Source organism: Paenibacillus sp. MMO-58 (assembly GCF_037146255.1).
GTDB lineage: Bacteria > Bacillota > Bacilli > Paenibacillales > Paenibacillaceae > Pristimantibacillus.
In genome coordinates this window covers 225,947-244,703 of record NZ_JBBCVY010000008.1, presented here as the reverse complement: position 1 = coordinate 244,703, position 18,757 = coordinate 225,947, and the positions used below count along the sequence as shown (strand labels likewise).

The following is an 18,757-nucleotide window of genomic DNA, read 5'->3' as shown; positions in this document are numbered from 1 at the left end:
GAATTGGTGTCTTTTTGTGTTTCTATGGCTATTTTTGTGCCTTAAATTCCAAGGAGGTATTATTCATATGGCAGCTTCTAATGGATACAAAACTCTTATTCACTATTACCTGCAAAAAGACTGCTGGAGTATTCATGTTAAATCCTGTTGCTATCAAGGGCATTACGTTATCGTCCAAGGGCCTTGGGAGACTGAGGTTAAGCCTACTCGGAAAAGTAACCCTCGAGGATGGGTAACAGCGCGATCACACCAGGTTACATACTTTTGCAAGGAAGATGCTGCATTATCGGATAATCATCTGGCCCTACAGGATGCTCTAAAACGAGCAGGAGACCGATTGCAGTATGACAAGGTGAATATGACGTTTAATCATACACAAGGGAATGGCGGGCTATTATTTACGCCAGAAGGAGCCTTTATCCTTCAGCTGCAGCAGACCGATGGATTCTGTGATTACCTTTTTGATTTTAAAGATCAGGAGGTAGCAGCCCATGTCGGTTAATCTTGTAGATTGGTACAAAAATGTAAGTGCTGAAGCTTATGTTTTACCCGAGTTGCCGGAAGGCATGCTCCCGATCAATGAATATGATCAAGTTCATGTGAATGTTTCCGGAGGAGCTGATAGCGTAGCTACTGCATTAGTGGCATTGTACGGTTATCGTATTCCCAAAGAGAAAATCACACTCGTTCATATGCGTGTTGATGGCGATCCAAACGATAAATCCAAGCGCCAGTTATTTGATTGGCCGCAAACCGATGACTACCTGGAATACTTGAGCAAAGCGCTCGATCTTCCATTGGTGACGATTTGGGGCGATATGAGCTTGGAAGAAAGGATCCGGAGTAGAGGGATGTTTCCTGACTCAAAATGCCGCTTCTGTACCTCTTATCAGAAACGAGATGTTTACGCAAAGTGGGTACGTCAGTTTAACGATTGTAAAATATTACTTTTAACCGGCGAGCGATCGGAAGAATCAACCGAACGGGCCGCAAAGAATGTATTTCAGATTCACTCCGCTCAAGCAACGGGCAGAAAGGATCGAATCGTTCATTGGCTAAAGCCGATTAAAGATATGCTGAAAATACAAGTTCGTCAGCTGATTGCCGATTATGGAATCGAATTACATCCTTGCTATCAATGGGTGTCCCGCTGCTCCTGCAAATTCTGCATCTTTAATACCTCTGCAGAAATGCAGCACACGTCCAAATTATTCCCGGATGACTGGGAGTACCTAAAACAAATGGAACGTGAACTCGGACATACCATGAAGAGTAAGAATGGCGCTTCTCATTCACTTGCTTCCTTTATTAACGAAGATCAAATATCACTCTTTATATAAAGGACTTCTCGAATAGAAAAGTTAACTTGGAGGTTGATTTAAATATGAAGATTAAATTCACGGAACGTACTGTGAACACCGAACTTCCTGACTTAATAGCAAAGATGCGTAATATCGTTCACACGATAGTTGCAAATCCTAAGTTTCATGCTGATTTTGAAACAAATGATTGCCACGTGTTAGCACGCTTCGAGAAACCAGGAATATTTGCTTGGTACGTCTACGATAGCGGAACACATCTCTTTTCCTTAAATGATATAAACGAAGTTCTAGCCTTTCAACGTGAATGGCTAGATAACAATGTAGAAACTAACAAAGAAAACAGCAAAAATCGTCTTTATGTGATCGATGTTTTTGCCGGTCAACTTTACCGTGTTTACGAGTATCACAAACAGAAAGATCTGGCTGCTCATCTGATCCAATCCGTTGGATGAACGGACACCTTGAGGACAATGGAATAAGCCCTGTGGCATATTCGGTTGTCCGATTAGGTTGCCCGTTCCCCTTGCAGCCTGCTTATTACCCAAACTACACATTCTAGGAGGAATTTTTCTATGGAAAACCAAAACAATATTACATTTCAAGTATTGATCGAAGAAGATAAAGTAGCTGGTGATTTTACTGCATACGTGCCCGCTCTACGTCTTGGTGCGCAAGGAGAAACACTAGAAGAGGTGAGGAAGAATGTTACTGACCTTATTTCAATGGAGTTAGAGTCCCGCTCCCGCAAAGGTCAAACGCAGTTACCAGATGATAATACGGCTTTTATGGAATCCCTCGAAATTCCGATTCCTGTCGTGTTCTAATGGAACTTATCGAACGGGTGTACGTAATAGAAAATATAGGAAGAACAGGGGCCTCACAAAGCGAGTGCTCCTGTTTTATTAACTACACCAATCGTGAGGGGTTATATTGATGAAGAAGAAAATGTCGATAGAGGACCAAATAGTAGTATTAACAGAAAAGACAGCAGAGTTCAGAAAAATGGATCTCAATCTTCTTAAAACTCATAAAGCTTTGTACACAGGAAAAAGGGATCACCTTAATGTAAAAATAAACACATTTGCTTTTATCTCAGGTTTGTTTGCGTTGATAGTAGCTGTCTGCGGTTTTATCATTCAATCTTTTGATGGGAAACAACCGGATTTAGTAACTGCAAAGATCGTTTACTCTTGTGCCATTGGCATTTTAGTCTTCATTATGGCCTTCTATTTACTTGGTAAAAGTAAAAGAAACGATGAAATCTTTGAATATTCTTCTTATGTAAGCATAATTGATGATGTGATTAAAGAGAAAGAAAGAGAAGTTGAGCAGCAACCAAACCATCAAAATGATCTTCATGCGATCCCACCAGTAGAACCATCCAAAGTAAGCTAGAAAATACATTTCATCATATGACCCATGTGCTTTTCAATGCCGATGCTCCAGGCTTAATATAGGAGCTTTTTTATTATAGACATTCGGATGCATAGATATTATCTAATAGGAAAATTTCCATCAACATAGTAAAATGGAAGAAATACCAAAAGAGAGGTCATAAAAATACCAATGAAAAAATTACGCACTCTTACGCTCGCAACCACACTGTTCGCATCTATTTTTGCATCTCCAGCATATGCAGCTGCACCTACCAAACCTGAAAAAGGTAAGCTCTCCGTGTATTTTCTCGATGTAGGCCAAGGCGACGCAACTTACATCAAAACACCAAATGGTGACGATATCCTCATTGATGGGGGTAACAATAAATATGGTGACACTGTCGTTGACGATTTGAAGAAGCTCGGTGTTGATGATATCGAAATTATGATTTCAACGCACCCGGATGCTGACCACTGTGGTGGCTTGGACACAATTCTCAGCGCTTTTAAGGTAGAATCCGTTTACGCACCAAAAGTGTCCCATACAACGCAGACTTTCAAGGACTTCCTTACCGCGGTTAAAAATGAAAAGTTGACGATCAAAGAAGCAAAAGCCGGTGTTAAACTGCCTCTAAAAGGAATTACAGCTACTTTCGTTGGCCCTACCAAAGAATACGCGAAGAGTGATCTTAACGACTGGAGCGCCGTGCTGCGCGTGGTGAACGGTAAAAACTCGTTCTTGTTCACCGGTGATGCGGAACAGAAGTCAGAGGCTGATATGATCTCTTCAAAAACCACGTTAAAATCAGACGTATTAAAGGTTGGCCACCACGGATCGGATACCAGCTCGTCGACAGCCTTCATTAAGGCAGTCGCTCCAAAATACGCAGTCATCAGTGTGGGTGCTAAGAACAGTTACGGTCACCCAACGGCAACAACGTTAAATACGCTGAAAACCGCTAAGGCTACCGTTTATCGTACGGACAAGAGCGGCATTATCACATTTGTAAGTGATGGAACAAAAATTACAGTAAAAACGGAGAAGTGATGCAATGAAACGCGGTGTAATCGATCGGTTCGAAGGTGATCTCGCTGTTATTGAGGTGGATGGTGATACCATCGATGTTGCTAAAGCGCTATTACCCAAGAAGGCTCGTGTTGGTGATGCAATCATCATCGAAGCCGACGGGACCTTCCGTATTGATAAGGAGGCAACTAAGAAGCTGCGCAAAGAAATTGATGCATTAATGGACGAATTATTCGAGTGAGGTAGTCACTAAGACGGACATTGTAATTAAGTATGATCCGGGATTAATATGATACAGAATGGGAACAGTATGAAGAGCTCTTAGATATTTCATATTTTCAATTAAATCATTGCTGGGGGATATCCCTCAGCAATTTTTGCGCCAGTAACTCCCATTACATCACCTAAACGATCAATGTTACCATTAATACGGGTGATTATTATGAATTCATTTTATCCGCCAATGCTACTTCAATATGCCATTAACAACGAGCCGTTTGATCATCCTGATTACCTTGCAAGCCTAAAATTAGATGGGATTCGGTTACTTGTATCGAATATGGATAGTTTAAAGCTATATACAAAGAATATGGACGTCACAGCCCGCTTCCCTGAGCTTCACAACCCTCCAATCAGTAAAGGCACTATTTTGGACGGGGAGCTAATTGTAACGGATGAGAAAGGCCATCCTGACTTCGAGGCATGTATGGCACGATTCCAATCCCAAAAATCGAAGCATCACATTCTTTTTTGTGCATTTGATATCCTCTATTACCGTGGACAGCGGGTTACCAATCTGCCACTCGAGCAGCGACTTGCACTATTAGAGGATGAATTAATTGAAACCGAATATTACTCCAGGATGCGGATTTTGAACGGCAGCTCGACACAACTATTTGATATCGTGAAAGCAGCTGGTCTTGAAGGCATTGTACTGAAAAAACGTGAAAGCCGCTATGAGACGAGCATTCAACCATGTGCGCCAGGTTCGAAAGCGATCCGATCTTGGTCATGGCAAAAAGTAATTAACTATGATTATTCAGATGTGGTGATCACGGGCTATTCAAAGCAATCCGGCGCATGGTTAATTGGTGGATTAGAGGGAGAGCGTATTAAACCTTTAGGAACAATGGAACTTGGGATCACTGGACCGCTCCGAAAAGCTGTATGGCCGCGTCTAAGACGTTTCAATGAGAATAAGCAGTTTGTGTTCGTTAAACCCGAGATCTTGTGTAGGGTGAAACATAGAGGCTTTTATAAATCAGGGCTAATGAGACTCCCAGTGCTTGAGTCTGTTATTAATTAAAGAAAAGGAGGCAAACTATTTGCCTCCTTTTTCTGTTGCTTAATTAGCCCGAAAGCTTTCTAGAAGAGGAGGGATCCGTACTTGAAGATGCCAATTGTTCTGTGAGGATAAGATGAGCTGAGACATATCTCCGAATTCATATCTACATCAACTCCTACGTGCACACCGAAAACCTATGTCCTTGCAGAAGATAACTCAAAAGAAAACGAGCCGCTGATCCAGCGATCGCTTCTTTTTGAATCAAAGTTGCAAATGGCATTTAACCGTCGTATTGGTCAAGTCTATGATGATGTTTTCCAGTTCGTTGTCGAACCAGATAACCTCCGCGCGGATCTGAGCCCCACCCTTTACTTTTATAGAAGGGATCGATAGGTTGTATTCGGTTAGGCCGGCATCGCTATAGGTGAAATCTTGTTCTGCCAGCGGGGTAGCGGGGTTTGCCATATCTCGAAGCGCAATTTTGCCCGATCTTGCGCCGGTGCTGATGCTCTCGGTACAAAGAAACGTCTTGAAGTATATCTCGGTTTTTTCAGGAAAACGCGGTAAATCAAGAGCGAGGCAAGGATAGTTTGTCGTAGACGCCGTACGCCCCGCCTTTGGTTCATGAGCAAAGAGCAGGATAGGGTTATTTGCAGCACCTGGCGGGGCGACCGCCACGTGGAATAAGCATTGATAAAGCAAGGAATTTTGTCGACCCAAAAAACTGTACGTTATCGATTGGGGATACCGACGCAGCCACGTCTTGAGGTCTGACATAATGGTCTCAACCTGGCCGACGTACATGTATCGAATCGTGGCTTTGGCGGTTATGTTCGAGCCTGAATCGAGCCCACTCGTCAAACACGAACAGTCGATACGGTATTGGTTCACCCAATTGAGTTTGAGTAAGGCATCGCGCATGACTCTAAACACCCAGGCATAGCTTTGTTGGACATCCTCCGAAAATCCGCCCATAAAGACGTCCAAGGCATGCATAAACTGTTCATAACGGATCACTCGCGAATCGTCTAAGCTGGTATATTGATAGGCATGGGTGCCTACCCCATTATGGTCTTGGTGGAATTTAATCTCAATAATGATGTACCCTGGCGGTGCATCAAAAGGTTCTGTAGTATACTGCACATCGCCATTCGCATGGCAACTCACGTGTGCCTCGATGGTTTCCTCAAATATATCGCTAATGAATCCGCCCATAGGGGACCTCCTAATCGTTATTAATGATAATCTTCCCTACCGTGCATCTATTTAGTCGCGCCGTTACGAGTACGAAGCGACATAACCTTCGTTGACTAGCTAAGCCTCACCTTGCACTGCAGCCGCCTCGCTCCTGCCATCGCTTTGATACGTAGCCCGTTAATCCAATCGATCAGATCATCGAGCACGATAACAACTGCGATGACAACGCCGTTTTGGATAGTCAACGCAATCCTTGTAAACGGCCGATAATCCTACGCTCGTACGATCAATTGATCAGAAAATCGTTAACACCTGAATCCTACACCAAATTACGTTGCTGAATACTTTGCATAGTGTCGCTAACGATGCAGCGAACTTTTGGGAAGACCGAGTATATAGACTTCTCCCTTAAACGGAGTCTAAGACTTTATTTTTCAAGTCTTGGTCCGCCGCTGTGTCATTATTATTGTCAGTCTAATACTTATTTATCGGAGTCTGACGATATTCAATCCTCGAAAACCCCGTTAGATCAAGTTTTTCAGTCTAGAACTTTATTTTCACTGGACACCAATCAGTTATCATCGCATTGTTACTTTAATTTGGAGCTAAGTTTTTAATATACACAAAATGGAAATACTTATCTCTAAATGATACCCCCAAGGGAAGGCGATACACATGATTCAAAATCGGAAAGACATTTGGACACCGGACGAAGATCAAACACTGGCGAGTATAGTGTTGAGTTATATACGTGATGGAAAAACTCAATTGAATGCTTTTAAAACAGTAGGAGAAAATATAGGTCGAACTGCTGCAGCTTGTGGCTTTCGGTGGAATGGCGATGTTCGTAAAAGGTTTGAGGAGTCTATTAATGAGGCAAAGAGAGAAAGATTGAAGAAAAAATCGCGTCAGAAAGGCAACGTCTTACCTTTTAGCACTCCTGGGACACCTGAATCCATAATGGAGATTAGTGATCTTTTAGCAAGCATACTCCAGCTTGCAGAGAGCTATAAGTCACAAATACACACCCAGCAAGAAACTATAAGCGCATTGAGGTCACAACTTTTAAACCGAGATGAGGAAATTCTAATTCTTAAAGAACAAGCAGCTAAAAATGCACCTTCTGATTTAGAAACCTTAATGGGGATCATGGATCGTGCTAGGAGTCTCGGAATTATTGAAAGAACGCAGCATTAGGGTGAATAATCATCGCTTGTTTGCTCGTTTGATCTAGTGATCTAAAAAATTATAGCGGTCGTATCCAATCCGGATTCGGCCGGCTTTTAATTTAATGATTATCCTTTGAGCTATAACAAAAAAATATCTTCAACTTCGCACTTTACTAGAGAGGTATTATTCCGATCTATTCTAAATAGAATAATTGTAGGTTATGTTATAAGGCGCGCATAACCGTTCAATGCAGACCTCTAATTTAGAGGTCTGTTTTGCATATCATTTTTACCTAAGAATCGCTTATGCGTGAATAATATTTATCTAATGCGAAAAGATGGCGTATGGCAAGCAAGTATGTAGGTGTCATTGAATGTCCGCCCTTCCTCTTGAAAGGCGCCTCGAGCTGCTTGAGAAGGACTTAGAGGAGAACGATAGGTATACACGAGTTCATTGTTTCGAAGGCAGCCCAGTAAAGCGATTTGAAATAATCAAAGCAGCTGGACTCGAGGGCCCTTGTTCTCAAGACACGAGACGGTCAATATATAAGCCGGAAACGGGGATAGGAGGAATGGTCAATGGCAATTACATATGAGGATGTTGAAAAGCGGTTTTCGGAAAAAGGACTTATGCTGCTGACGACAAAAGAAAATTATCGTAATACTACGGAGAGACTTGCCTTTTTTTGTTTTGCCCATCCTTATGAGGTACAACCTGGTATCTCGTATCACAAGCTAAAATCCGGCTACGGCTGCTATTCTTGTGCAAAGATTGCGAGGGCAGATAATCGAAGAACAAATTATGCGGAGATCAAAGCCGCATTTGAAAATAGAGATTATGAACTGCTCACAACCGAAGAGGAATTTACTTCTACACAAATCCCGCTTCGATATCGTTGCTTAAAGCATCCGGATGCTAAACTAAAGCCAATTACTTATCATAATTTGTTAAAGGGTAAAGGATGCCGTCCATGTGCTAATGAAAGAAAAGCAGAGAAACTAAGGCCAAAGTATTTTATAATCGCCAAAAAGGCATTTGAAGATCAAGGACTGGTGTTGCTTGATGAATTTTACGTTGATGCAAAAACGAAAATGGCTTATAAATGTCCAAGACATCCGGAACAAGTGCAGCATAAAACATACGATGACGTAAAGCGTTCCGGTTGCCCGCTTTGCACGAATGAGGAGCTTAGTGTAAGGCAGCGCTCCTCTCAAGAAGAAGTGGCGACAAAATGTCTTGCATTGGGCTTTCGTATTCGTGATGGCCAGGAATATATAAACGCGCATCAAAAGCTCCGATTCGAGTGCCAAAAACATCCTGAGGTGGATTATATGACGAATACGGACAATATCCTTAACGGTCATGGAGGATGTGCAAAATGCAAAAGTGAAAATATATCAGTAGCGCAAAAACTCAATTTTAAGGAAGGCCGGCAGGTTGTCAGAAGAGGGAAGGATAACTTGGCTTGGAGAGGTGGAACAACAGAAATTAACTATTATCTACGAGAACGTGAAAAAGAGTGGAAGCAGAAATGGCTTAAATATTATAACTACACATGCGTCATCTCTGGAGATCGAGGCGGAAAGCTTCATGTTCATCATGCTGAACCCTTCCATATACTACGTGATTCCGTTTTAAAGAAGTTAGGTTTACCGATCTATCAGACAATAGGTGAATATACGGAGGCAGAGCGCATCAAGATAACCGAAGGGTATGATGAGCAACTCCTGAAAATAGAAGGATTTTCTATTAAAGAGGAGTACCATAAAGAGTTTCATCGTATTTATGGAAAAGGATCTGAGGCAAACAGAGAGAATTTCATTCTGTTTAAGAATAAAACTGCATCTGAGCTCTGGTCCGTTAAAGTGATTTCAGAACCTGGTAGCAGCATGCCTGAGATGTTCTGAGGAAATAAGGTAGACTGCCCCCTAGAAACGGAACAGCAGCTGTCATGGACGGGAAAATAAAGTCCTAGAAGTCTATAACTTTATTTTCGCGGCTAAATTTTTCAGTCTCATCCTTTATTTTTTCAAGACATGAGAATCCCATATATATTCCTTGTATAATATGGATTTTCGTTGGAGAAATTAATTCCAGCACCAATTAAACAACACATCAGGAGGGCTTACTTATGGCAAAGAACAGTTCTGTAGTGGTACCGCAGGCAGCTCAGGCTCTAGATCAAATGAAATTTGAAGTTGCATCACAACTTGGCATTTCGTTATCTCGTGATGGTTATAACGGTGATTTAACTACTTATAATGCAGGAAAAATCGGTGGTTCAATTACACGTCGTTTAGTTGAGATTGCTGAACAAAGCTTAAGCGGCGGTGGGGCTCAAAGTTTCCGCCGTTAAAATAACATAGAAAATATTGAAGGCTGCCCACTCAAACGGCAGCCTTTTCTTGTTATTAGCTCTCGGATCAGTTCAACAAAAAATGGAGATGTCTGACTAAACGGAAATTGAACAGATTTGAATAAATTTACCTTGCATATCAAACACTTGTTCGTAGTATAATGCATATACATGCAAACAAACGTTCTTATGGAGGGGAAACTGTGACCCAAAAGAATAAGTCCACTATAGCGTTAATCGATATGCAATCGTTCTATGCTTCTGTTGAGAAAGCAGCGAATCCAGAATATAAAGACAAACCTCTCGTTGTTGCAGGAGACCCAGAACGTAGATCGGGAATTATTTTAGCGGCTTGCCCAATTGCAAAGAAATACGGTGTAACTACAGCTGAAGCTTTATGGCAAGCATTACAGAAATGTCCTGATCTAGTTGTGATGAGGCCTCGGATGGAAAAATATCTTGAAACTTCAATGCTTATCACAAAAATTTTAGAGTCATACAGTGATTTGGTTGAGCCATACAGTATCGATGAATTATTCATTGATATTACAGGCACGTTGCACTTGTTTGGCAATTCGATAAAAGCTGTGATTAAGTCTATTCAGGATAGAATTATGATGGAAACAGGAATCTATGCCCGAGCTGGAATTTCAGAAAACAAGGTGACTGCGAAGCTATGCTGTGATTTGATAAGCAAGAAAATTGATGGCGGTATCTTCTATCTTGAAAAGGATGAGTTGAATAAACACATATGGGATAAGCCTGTAGGCGACATGTGGGGTATTGGTTCTAGGATGCAGAAACACTTGTATGTAATGGGTATTCGTACAATTGGAGAACTTGCCAATACACCTGTCAAACGACTTCAGAAAAAATGGGGAGTCAATGGTTTGGTGATATGGAGGACTGCAAACGGCATTGATGATTCTCCAGTAACTCCTACAACTCATGCCCATCAGAAAGTGATCGGAAATGGCATGACCTTACCTAGGGACTTCAGGGAGGCGTGGGAGATTGAGGTTGTGTTATTGGATTTATGCTCCCAAATATGCAGAAGAACTCGTGAGAAAGGCCTTATGGGTTCTGTAGTCTCAATGGGGTTAGGTGGAGCAGATTGGGATCATCCAACAGGCTTTAGCAGACAGATGAAATTGCTTGATCCTACAAACGTTACACTTGATGTGTATGCTGCGGTGAAGAAGATCTTTTACAAGCATTGGGATAGACAGCCTGTAAGAAGACTAAGCGTTGCATTGTCTAATTTATCGAGTGCAGACACTTATCAACTTTCATTATTTGAGGATACAGAAAAGAAACGGGCAATTGATAAAGTCATGGATGAAATAAAGGATAGATTTGGGGAGATTTCTATTTTGAGAGCAAGCTCACTTACAACAGCAGGTCAGGCCATTGATCGAGCTGCTAAAATAGGAGGACATTACAAATGAGTAAGAAACTTAGCGGTAATGGTCTCTGGGAATCCAGCCGTATGATGCTTCCAGAACACAAGGAACGAATTAATCAACACATGAAAGAACTAACTAGAAAGAAACGACCAACTCTACATGAGGATGAATGGGAAATCATTCTCAATAACATTGGTGAGTCGTTGTATGAAAGAAAAACATTGGAAATCCACTTGTTTGATCCCTATGGAGATAGAATTTTGACAGGTGTTGTATCCGACGTTGCATATCATTTGAAAAGGTTTAAAGTTGAAGAAGAAGGAGCCTCAGAATGGGTAGACTTTAGGGAACTGGTAAGTGTTAGATTAGCATAGTTAAGATGATAATAAAAAGCCAAGTTGACTAAATAGCCTCGCTCCAGGGTAAATATATTGCAGGAGGGATGCGACATGTGCGGGAGATTTACGATTACGGCCGAGCTGGATGAAATCATTGATACCTTTTCGGTTGACGAAGTGAATTATGAGTATACGAAGCGGTATAACGTAGCACCTACCCAAACAATCCCATGCATTATTGAGCGCGACGGGAAGCGGGTACTGGAGGGCTTTCGATGGGGGCTAATCCCTTTCTGGGCCAACGATGCCAAAATCGCTTACAAGACAATTAACGCACGTTCGGAAGGAATCGAAAAGAAGCCTTCATTTCGTCATTTATTGAAGAGGAATAGAATTCTCATCGTAAGTGATGGGTTTTTTGAATGGAAACAGGAAGCCGGCAGTAAGCAGCCGTACCGATTCCAATTGGCTTCAAAAGGGGTTTACGGATTCGCCGGACTATTCGATACCTGGCACGATCCGGATTCAGGAAATGAAATTCAAACTTCCACGATTATCACAACAACGCCGAATGATCTCGTGGCCACTGTGCATGACCGTATGCCAGTAATTTTGACTGGCGCCGGTGCTGCGGACTGGATTAACCCCCAAATCGCTGACACTGAGAGGGTTTTAAGTTACTTGAATGCATATCCCGATACGGAAATGATTAAATACCCTGTATCAAAGGATATTGGAAACGTACGAAATTCCAGCGCAGATTTGATCAAGGAAGAAGTTACTATAAATTCTAAATAAGAAAGGGCATTTGAAAAATGCCCTTTCTCTTTTTTTGTGCGCAGTTGCAAAAAATAAGGGCGGCGGTTTGAGGCTCCGACCGAGACGAACGGAGTGCAGCAGCACGCACTCGAGGGGATCGCGCCGGCGACGTCCGTTGCTATGCTGCTCTGCATCCTCTACTGATGACAGTATATTGTCCATAAAAATAGGAGGAGCACTCTCGAAGTCGAGAGTGCTCTTTTCGCTGTAGCTGTGCTAGTTCTGTCCGGGTCCGGATTCGGCCGGCAGCGCGCTGCTGGACAGGTTGAAGAGGATATCATGGTTAGCGGCCCTTTAAGTATCTCTTACCCGGATATATTTAACGTAGCGGGGTTTTTTATTTTGTGCGAAAATATATACATATTGTTCCAACTAAAGCGATGTTCGTAATCACGAGAGACTCATTATATAGTTAGGCATTAGGCAGGAGGGTACATGTAAAAATGACAACATTAAATAAGGACTTCGATCAAATCGACGAAGCTGCTCTGCAGTTTTTGGTGGATACGCAAACGCCTGAAGGATATCGCCTTGAGTACAAAGGGGAGATTTCGAATATCATCTCCTTGGTAGAAGGGCTGGTTGCGTTTGCTAATACGCAAGGAGGGGATCTCTTTATTGGTATACCGGAGAATGCTGGGGTGCCTCTAGCGATTAATGGACTTGAACTTGATGATCCGGACGCCCTGATATTACGCTATAGTCAAGCGCTGCTTAACAACACGGATCCGCAAATTATGCAAGCCCGCTTCAGAGCGATTCAACTAGCGAATGGACGTTATGTTATAGCGGTCCGAGTCCCTCGGAGTTGGAATGGGCCCCACCGTGTAACACAGAACCACAAATTTTTAATCCGGACGTCTGCAGGGAAGTTCCCGGTCGGAACTGCTGAACTTCGCAGGCTCTTTGGCAGCCGTGAAAGTTTTTTGACGCAATATGAGCGATTCCGCTTTCAGAGAATCGAAAAGACAATCAATACATATCGGATGCCTACCCCGTTTTCTATGGTCCATTTTGTTCCAGTATCCGCATTTGATCTAGAAGCAAACTACCCTTTAGTAGAACAGCGTACACAAATTAACCATGCTATCATGGGTGGAGGCGGGAGCAATCCTGGGGTGAATGCACAAGGGCTATTTTATCGGCTATTAGAGAATCAATCTGGAGGTCATACCCAATTTTTTCGTAACGGCATTGTTGAACAAGTTTCTAATTATGCTTTTAATAACTTGTCAGGACAACTTGGAGAACGAAAGGACTTTATATCAACAAAGCTGTTTGAACAACATATAAAGGAATCTGTACGCACTCAGATTCGAAATTTTGAACAACTCGGTGTAACCGACCCGTTCTACCTATTTGTTAACCTTGTCGGCGCTACTGGATTAGCGGGTTCCATAAACGGACCAAACTATGGGCCCCCTCAGAGAATTGACGACGAACTATTACAGATTCCAGAGATTCTGATTGAAAAGTTTGATAAAGAAGCCATAGATTTAGCAATAGAATCGATTATGACAGTAATGTGGAACGCCTTCGGCTTTACTGAAAGACCAAAAAACCACCATTAAGCTACGTCGGCATTAGGAGACATTTGAAAACAGCATTGAAAAAGCAATTAAAGCCGGTATTGCGCACAACCAGGGCAAAAAGCGAGAAGTATTAAAAATTTTGGGAAATTATCTAGACAACACAGTTCCTATGCACTCATAATCTTATATCATAAGACCTAATTTATGGGAGGCTATAAATTAAATGGGATATGAAGAATTTAAGGTTAGATATGAGCAAGGGGAATTCGAGGTGGGTGTTAGTCCGGCTGATGCACGTCAGTTCTTCATTAATACATCAAGGGGAGCAGTCGAGGAACGGCTGGGTATACCGTTGGCGGGGACATACAATGTGATAAAGACCTTATTTTATTTGCATTGGCTAGCGCTGTTTTTCAGTTGCGTGTGCTTAGGGCTTGCGGCCCAATGGTGGAGCTTGCTCTATATTCCGCTGGGGTTCATCGTCTATTTAATCCGCTTCAGCATGGCGTCGCTGAGAGGTCAAAGCCTTGTCCCTAGTTTCTTGTTTCTCATCATTTGCGCCGCAGGGGCTTACATATGGCTGACTGATTTTAAATGGTGGATGATATTTGCTATCGTATATCCATTTTCTTTCCTTCTTTTGAAATGGACATACCGTACAGCGACTTTTCAAATGCGATCACTCATTATTGGAAATCCCACTATGTATGAGCTGGTCAAAGAAAATTTGCTTCTGAAAAACAATTCAACTGGCGTTACCTTTAAGGGGAACGAACTTCAAAGCAAATAATTATTGGAGGAACTATTTTGGCAAACACATTTATGGGAGTAGACACCAAAGATCCGAAAGCAGTTATTAGTAAAGTGTTTAAAGATTTAATTAAAAACTCTATATTATTCGGGGTAGCCGCTCTAGTCGCCGTATTTATAATGAACGTGCTTCATTGGAAAGTTGCAGGCTTTGTCCTTGCTATAATCATTTGCATCCCTATTGCAATCAATATTGTGAAATATGTTCTGATTGATTTAATTCTAACGATTGTCGCTACAGCTGTATTGATATATGAAAAGGTCACGAGAAAAGCCGCTCCTGATGCGACTTCGAGCTATTTCATGTCGTTATTAGGCAACCTAATACAACTTGCCGAAAATACAATTGGGCTTCTCATTTTCGCTTATTTGTACCATGCCTATTATAAAAAAGACTTCATCGGAATTTTGCATTTCTTTGGTTTATTGAGCTAATACCAATAGCAGACAGCTATGACAGTGAAGGTCTGCTATTTGAAAGTTTAGCCGTCCAGAACAAGGCAAAAGTTGTGTAAGCACATTGCAATATCTTTTAGCTTATAAAGAAAAAACCGCTCTCAGGACGATTGAGGAGCGGTTTTTTTTATATCAAAAGGAACCTCACATGATATATATCCTTAATTCCTTTTCTTCTTCATCCCAGTAAATCTCTGCACCTAATCCTTCCGAGAAAAATTGAAGTGGAGCATATAGGGTATCATTTACCATCATTGGTGACACATCCAGCGTGAAGGTAGCACCATCTTCGAATTGCGATTTATAGGCCGAATAAGCTGTTTTACTATCAAGTGAAGCCTTTGCTGTTATGACAAAATAATAAACGAAAAAGGTTTTTTGATCATTATCCCACTGAAATGGCTCAACGGATGATCTTTCAGCGTCAAACAAATTAGCCATTTCTTCTACCGGTAACATGAGGTGACCGTTGATGGTAATAGGGCTATGGTTTAACTCGGTTGGAATGTCCTGAAAAATGAACTTCACGTCACTTTCACCTGTAGTCGGGACTACTGCGTTAGCAGGGGAGGGTGAACTTGTATCGATTTGCTCAGATATGCTGTAAGAATCGGTGCTAGAAGCTTCAGGTTGTGCTTCATCGGCCTTTGTAGATGCAACAGTACTATTATCATCAGAGACGTAAGGCTGCTCTAAAACGCCCAAAAACTTAATTCCTAAACTGACGATGAAAAGAGCGGCAGCTATTCCTGATATCCAATACCAAGTCGTCTTATTTCTTTTGGCCGGCGAGAAGGACGAGTATTGATTGCTCGGGATGGTAGTGCTGATCGAGTTGTCATATTCTTTCCGGGAATGTTCATCGTACAAAATGTTGAAAGCTAGCTCTAACTTAAGACATAAGGTATGTGCATTTAAATGCTCTGCAATTTTTTTCATTTTCCTATAAGACTCCAGAATCTCTTTTTTTGTTGATGAAGAAGAAACCTCAAGTAAGGTGTAGTAATTTTCAGTTGTCATGTTTAACCTCCAAGTTTGACGATCATCGTTAACGAGATGAAGGTAATTTGCCAAAGACAAAAAGCCTCATAGCAAATAAGAATTGGATTAGCCCATAGAACATCGGACCATATGAAATCAAATAGTAACCACCACTTAGTGAAGCGGCGCTGTATGTAAAGTAAGTAATTCCGCCACCAATACCAAAACCAATTATACTTTTGATTAGCGGTTTTACAGCTGCTTTCGATACGATCTGTCGACGTTTTTTCACACTAAGTTTAGCGATTGTCTTAGCAATATGCTGCGGACAACCTTTGCTTAATAAGATCGAAATAATATGAGCTCTATTTTTATTGTGGGAAAAGGCTAAATCAAACGCATGAGAATATAACTGTTCGAGATATACATCAAATGGATCCTCGGTTTCACCTGTAGAAGCGGAGGCTGATGAATGACCATCGGCCGGATTAGACTGGTTCTTATAGGTCTCTGAATAGTCTGTTCGGGATTGATTGAAAAGAGTTTGATCATACTGCACTCGAGTCGTCGAATCAGAGAGGACCGAATAGGCATTATTTATGCGTTTGAAATGAGCCGTGGCAACGACGGTGTTGTCCGGATGCTTATCCGGGTGCCATTTCATCGCCAGTTTTCGATAAGCTTCCTTGATTTGTTTATCACTTGCCTTAGAGTCTATTTCTAGAATTTGATAAAGGGTATTGTTTGGAAATGGCATTTGGCATGTTCCACATTTTGCTACGGCTAATTTAACGGCAGCTACTCGATTGTCAGTGCCACAATGGAGACATGTGATAATATCAAAATTGCTCACATAATCACGTCCTCTGGTCAATTGGTTCAGTAATATAGTAGCACGACCATTATCCTAAGAAAATCATTATCTGAACCCAACCATCTAAAGATGAATTCTAAGCGAAGAGGGGGAACTAGAAGTAAAGCCTTCTATTTCAAAGGGAATAGTGTTGTGTGAAAATAAAGTGTTATGACTGGAAATCAAGTAATAGACTTCTGCAGCTATCTCAGTTAACGGGCAGTTTGACACCCCGAGCCATCTAATGTATTATGTATTTAGATGCCTCGGGGTATCTAAATACGTACATAAGGGAGGTTGAACGCTCGTGAACAAAGAAGAAGCTCAACGTATTGCCGACATTGTCAACACTGCCGGCGGAAGAACCAAAGACATCATTAAGGTTATCGTTTGTGAAGATTGCGGCACGGTCCTTTTTGGGCAACCCCAAGACAAAGGAATGCGCAAAGCCTTCTCGGCTAAGACGCTTTGTCCGGCTTGTCGCCATGAAGAAGAGAAAGCCAAGAAACGCCAATGGGCAGCTTACAACAAGCAGCGCAGCCTGCTCGAATACGAAAACAGCCAAGTTCGCTACATCGGCAATAAGCATAACCGTGAGAAAGAATTCTACGCCCCGGTCTTGAGGGTGAGCCTGGTCAATCAGAACACGATCCACGTTGTAACCGACCTTGGTGAATACCATCTTTGCGACATTCACAATATTTACGATGAACCGCACGTAAAGGATATTAGTGGTACTCCGTATGCGGAGCTTCAGCAAAGTGTGTTCAGGTAAGGGTAACGTTAGTTAATAAGACAGTGTTGCTGCAGCCGGTTAATAATGCCGACTGCTGCAGTTCTATGATGGGCAATTATATGTTCAAAACTTAAACGGGATTTTTTGTCGTTGTAGTAAGAGACCGAATTATCGTGTCGGACGACAAGAACATCTATACAATCGAAGTCGCATATACTGCGGCTTTTTTATTTTTGTATAGAAGTTCTTGTCGTTTGCTCATGACAAGAACTTCTATACAGCCCCGTGATGATCCCTAGAAATGCACTATTTATAAACCTCCATCCTTTAAACAATATTAAGTCAACTCACGAGTTATTAGAAAAGACGCAACAGAATCATTAAATTGTCATTCGAAGGACGATAAATCCAATTGGCCTCATTCTTCTGCGGAACTTACAAAAAAACTAGAATCTATTTAGTGGATATTAAGTCATTGTAATGTAGCAATTTAACAAAAAATTCAATTATGAATATGAGGTGACCTTAATGGAGAAGAGGCTCTCTAAGGATGACCGTAATTTTAGGATCGATTTACTTAAAAAGCTTTTGAAATTAGGGAGAAAGCTTAACCACAAAAATGAATCATTTGGGAGATTCGTTGGAGGAGAGATTGAATACTTAGATGAGGAAATTGAGAATGTCATACATTTAATTCAGGATCTTAAGCTCACTGATGATTATGCGGACGTTCCTGAGCGATACATTTATTGGGGTCCAGGAAAGCCTAAAGGCTTTTGGAATCTTAATCTCCACGATACTATCCGATTGTTGTTATCCGAAGAGGGCGTCATAATAACAAATACATCGAAGAGGAAACATTGATCAGATTGAAAAAACGAAACAACAAACTAAACTGCTGTCGGACGACAAGAACATATATACAATGGAAGCAGCTTAATCAGCGGCTTTTTTATTTTTTGTCTTGTCGTGAGCTCAAGACAAGAACTTCTATACAAAGCCGCATTAGGACAAGAGTGCTTCCCGAGGGAGCGACATTCTGTGATGCACCGTGATCGTTGGAGACAGACTAACGGATGGGCTCTAACGCACC

23 protein-coding genes are annotated in these 18,757 nt (G+C 41.7%); 19 read left to right on the top strand and 4 right to left on the bottom strand.

From position 1 onward, the window contains the following. Nucleotides 1-67 precede the first annotated feature (67 nt). From WFJ73_RS23195 to WFJ73_RS23160, 8 genes are all read left to right on the top strand, one after another. Entirely contained in the window at nt 68-502 is a 435-nt protein-coding gene (locus WFJ73_RS23195) for a hypothetical protein (RefSeq protein WP_336775334.1), read from the top strand. Further along, a complete protein-coding gene (locus WFJ73_RS23190; protein WP_336775333.1) occupies nt 492-1,340 on the top strand; it encodes a phosphoadenosine phosphosulfate reductase domain-containing protein in 849 nt (282 codons plus the stop codon). The genes WFJ73_RS23195 and WFJ73_RS23190 overlap by 11 nt, the downstream gene beginning before the upstream one ends. Nucleotides 1,341-1,384: 44 nt before the next feature. Beyond that, nucleotides 1,385-1,774 (top strand): hypothetical protein, encoded by a 390-nt coding sequence (locus WFJ73_RS23185; RefSeq protein ID WP_336775332.1) that lies wholly within the window; start codon nt 1,385-1,387, stop codon nt 1,772-1,774. A 120-nt stretch (nt 1,775-1,894) separates the two neighbouring features. Next, nucleotides 1,895-2,146, top strand: coding sequence for a type II toxin-antitoxin system HicB family antitoxin (locus WFJ73_RS23180; protein ID WP_336775331.1), 252 nt, complete (start codon nt 1,895-1,897; stop codon nt 2,144-2,146). 109 nt (nt 2,147-2,255) lie between these two features. Then, entirely contained in the window at nt 2,256-2,717 is a 462-nt protein-coding gene (locus WFJ73_RS23175) for a hypothetical protein (protein WP_336775330.1), read from the top strand. A gap of 171 nt (nt 2,718-2,888) precedes the next feature. Next, nucleotides 2,889-3,746, top strand: coding sequence for a ComEC/Rec2 family competence protein (locus WFJ73_RS23170; protein WP_336775329.1), 858 nt, complete (start codon nt 2,889-2,891; stop codon nt 3,744-3,746). A 4-nt stretch (nt 3,747-3,750) separates the two neighbouring features. Then, a complete protein-coding gene (locus tag WFJ73_RS23165; RefSeq protein ID WP_336775328.1) occupies nt 3,751-3,966 on the top strand; it encodes a DUF3006 domain-containing protein in 216 nt (71 codons plus the stop codon). A gap of 201 nt (nt 3,967-4,167) precedes the next feature. Next, on the top strand, nt 4,168-5,031 hold the full coding sequence (locus WFJ73_RS23160) for an ATP-dependent DNA ligase (protein ID WP_336775327.1): 864 nt from the start codon (nt 4,168-4,170) through the stop codon (nt 5,029-5,031). A gap of 240 nt (nt 5,032-5,271) precedes the next feature. On the opposite strand, the gene WFJ73_RS23155 is transcribed toward WFJ73_RS23160, so the two are convergent. Next, nucleotides 5,272-6,225, bottom strand: coding sequence for a hypothetical protein (locus WFJ73_RS23155; protein ID WP_336775326.1), 954 nt, complete (start codon nt 6,223-6,225; stop codon nt 5,272-5,274). Nucleotides 6,226-6,320: 95 nt separating this feature from the next. Next, entirely contained in the window at nt 6,321-6,452 is a 132-nt protein-coding gene (locus tag WFJ73_RS23150; protein ID WP_336775325.1) for a hypothetical protein, read from the bottom strand. 430 nt (nt 6,453-6,882) lie between these two features. Here WFJ73_RS23150 and WFJ73_RS23145 point away from each other — a divergent pair, with 430 nt between their 5' ends. The 9 genes from WFJ73_RS23145 to WFJ73_RS23105 all read left to right on the top strand — a co-directional run bounded on the left by WFJ73_RS23145 (nt 6,883) and on the right by WFJ73_RS23105 (nt 15,073). After that, a complete protein-coding gene (locus WFJ73_RS23145; RefSeq protein WP_336775324.1) occupies nt 6,883-7,404 on the top strand; it encodes a hypothetical protein in 522 nt (173 codons plus the stop codon). A 551-nt stretch (nt 7,405-7,955) separates the two neighbouring features. After that, entirely contained in the window at nt 7,956-9,284 is a 1,329-nt protein-coding gene (locus WFJ73_RS23140) for a hypothetical protein (protein WP_336775323.1), read from the top strand. Nucleotides 9,285-9,508: 224 nt separating this feature from the next. Next, nucleotides 9,509-9,733 carry an alpha/beta-type small acid-soluble spore protein gene (locus WFJ73_RS23135; protein WP_336775322.1) on the top strand — a complete coding sequence of 75 codons (225 nt, stop codon included), beginning with the start codon at nt 9,509-9,511 and terminating at the stop codon, nt 9,731-9,733. A 203-nt stretch (nt 9,734-9,936) separates the two neighbouring features. Next, nucleotides 9,937-11,181: a DNA polymerase IV gene (locus WFJ73_RS23130; RefSeq protein WP_336775321.1), complete on the top strand. Its 1,245-nt coding sequence runs from the start codon at nt 9,937-9,939 to the stop codon at nt 11,179-11,181. Continuing rightward, nucleotides 11,178-11,513, top strand: coding sequence for a YolD-like family protein (locus WFJ73_RS23125; RefSeq protein WP_336775320.1), 336 nt, complete (start codon nt 11,178-11,180; stop codon nt 11,511-11,513). Before WFJ73_RS23130 ends, WFJ73_RS23125 begins: the two co-directional genes overlap by 4 nt. 75 nt (nt 11,514-11,588) lie before the next feature. Beyond that, complete coding sequence (locus WFJ73_RS23120; RefSeq protein ID WP_336775319.1) at nt 11,589-12,275, top strand: SOS response-associated peptidase; 687 nt, start codon at nt 11,589-11,591, stop codon at nt 12,273-12,275. 464 nt (nt 12,276-12,739) lie between these two features. Further along, nucleotides 12,740-13,867 carry an AlbA family DNA-binding domain-containing protein gene (locus tag WFJ73_RS23115; protein ID WP_336775318.1) on the top strand — a complete coding sequence of 376 codons (1,128 nt, stop codon included), beginning with the start codon at nt 12,740-12,742 and terminating at the stop codon, nt 13,865-13,867. A gap of 184 nt (nt 13,868-14,051) precedes the next feature. Next, nucleotides 14,052-14,618, top strand: a complete 567-nt coding sequence (locus tag WFJ73_RS23110) for a hypothetical protein (RefSeq protein WP_336775317.1) — start codon at nt 14,052-14,054, stop codon at nt 14,616-14,618. A 17-nt stretch (nt 14,619-14,635) separates the two neighbouring features. Continuing rightward, nucleotides 14,636-15,073, top strand: a complete 438-nt coding sequence (locus tag WFJ73_RS23105) for a hypothetical protein (RefSeq protein ID WP_336775316.1) — start codon at nt 14,636-14,638, stop codon at nt 15,071-15,073. A gap of 165 nt (nt 15,074-15,238) precedes the next feature. Here WFJ73_RS23105 and WFJ73_RS23100 read toward each other — a convergent pair whose 3' ends face one another. Further along, nucleotides 15,239-16,114: a stalk domain-containing protein gene (locus WFJ73_RS23100; RefSeq protein ID WP_336775315.1), complete on the bottom strand. Its 876-nt coding sequence runs from the start codon at nt 16,112-16,114 to the stop codon at nt 15,239-15,241. 28 nt (nt 16,115-16,142) lie between these two features. After that, complete coding sequence (locus WFJ73_RS23095; RefSeq protein WP_336775314.1) at nt 16,143-16,928, bottom strand: J domain-containing protein; 786 nt, start codon at nt 16,926-16,928, stop codon at nt 16,143-16,145. A gap of 307 nt (nt 16,929-17,235) precedes the next feature. Between WFJ73_RS23095 and WFJ73_RS23090 the strand changes: the two genes are divergently transcribed. Both WFJ73_RS23090 and WFJ73_RS23085 read left to right on the top strand, forming a co-directional pair. Further along, the gene (locus WFJ73_RS23090) at nt 17,236-17,703 is read left to right on the top strand and encodes a hypothetical protein (RefSeq protein WP_336775313.1); all 468 of its coding nucleotides are present in this window, start codon (nt 17,236-17,238) and stop codon (nt 17,701-17,703) included. 489 nt (nt 17,704-18,192) lie between these two features. Then, nucleotides 18,193-18,528 carry a hypothetical protein gene (locus tag WFJ73_RS23085; protein ID WP_336775312.1) on the top strand — a complete coding sequence of 112 codons (336 nt, stop codon included), beginning with the start codon at nt 18,193-18,195 and terminating at the stop codon, nt 18,526-18,528. Nucleotides 18,529-18,757 lie beyond the last annotated feature (229 nt).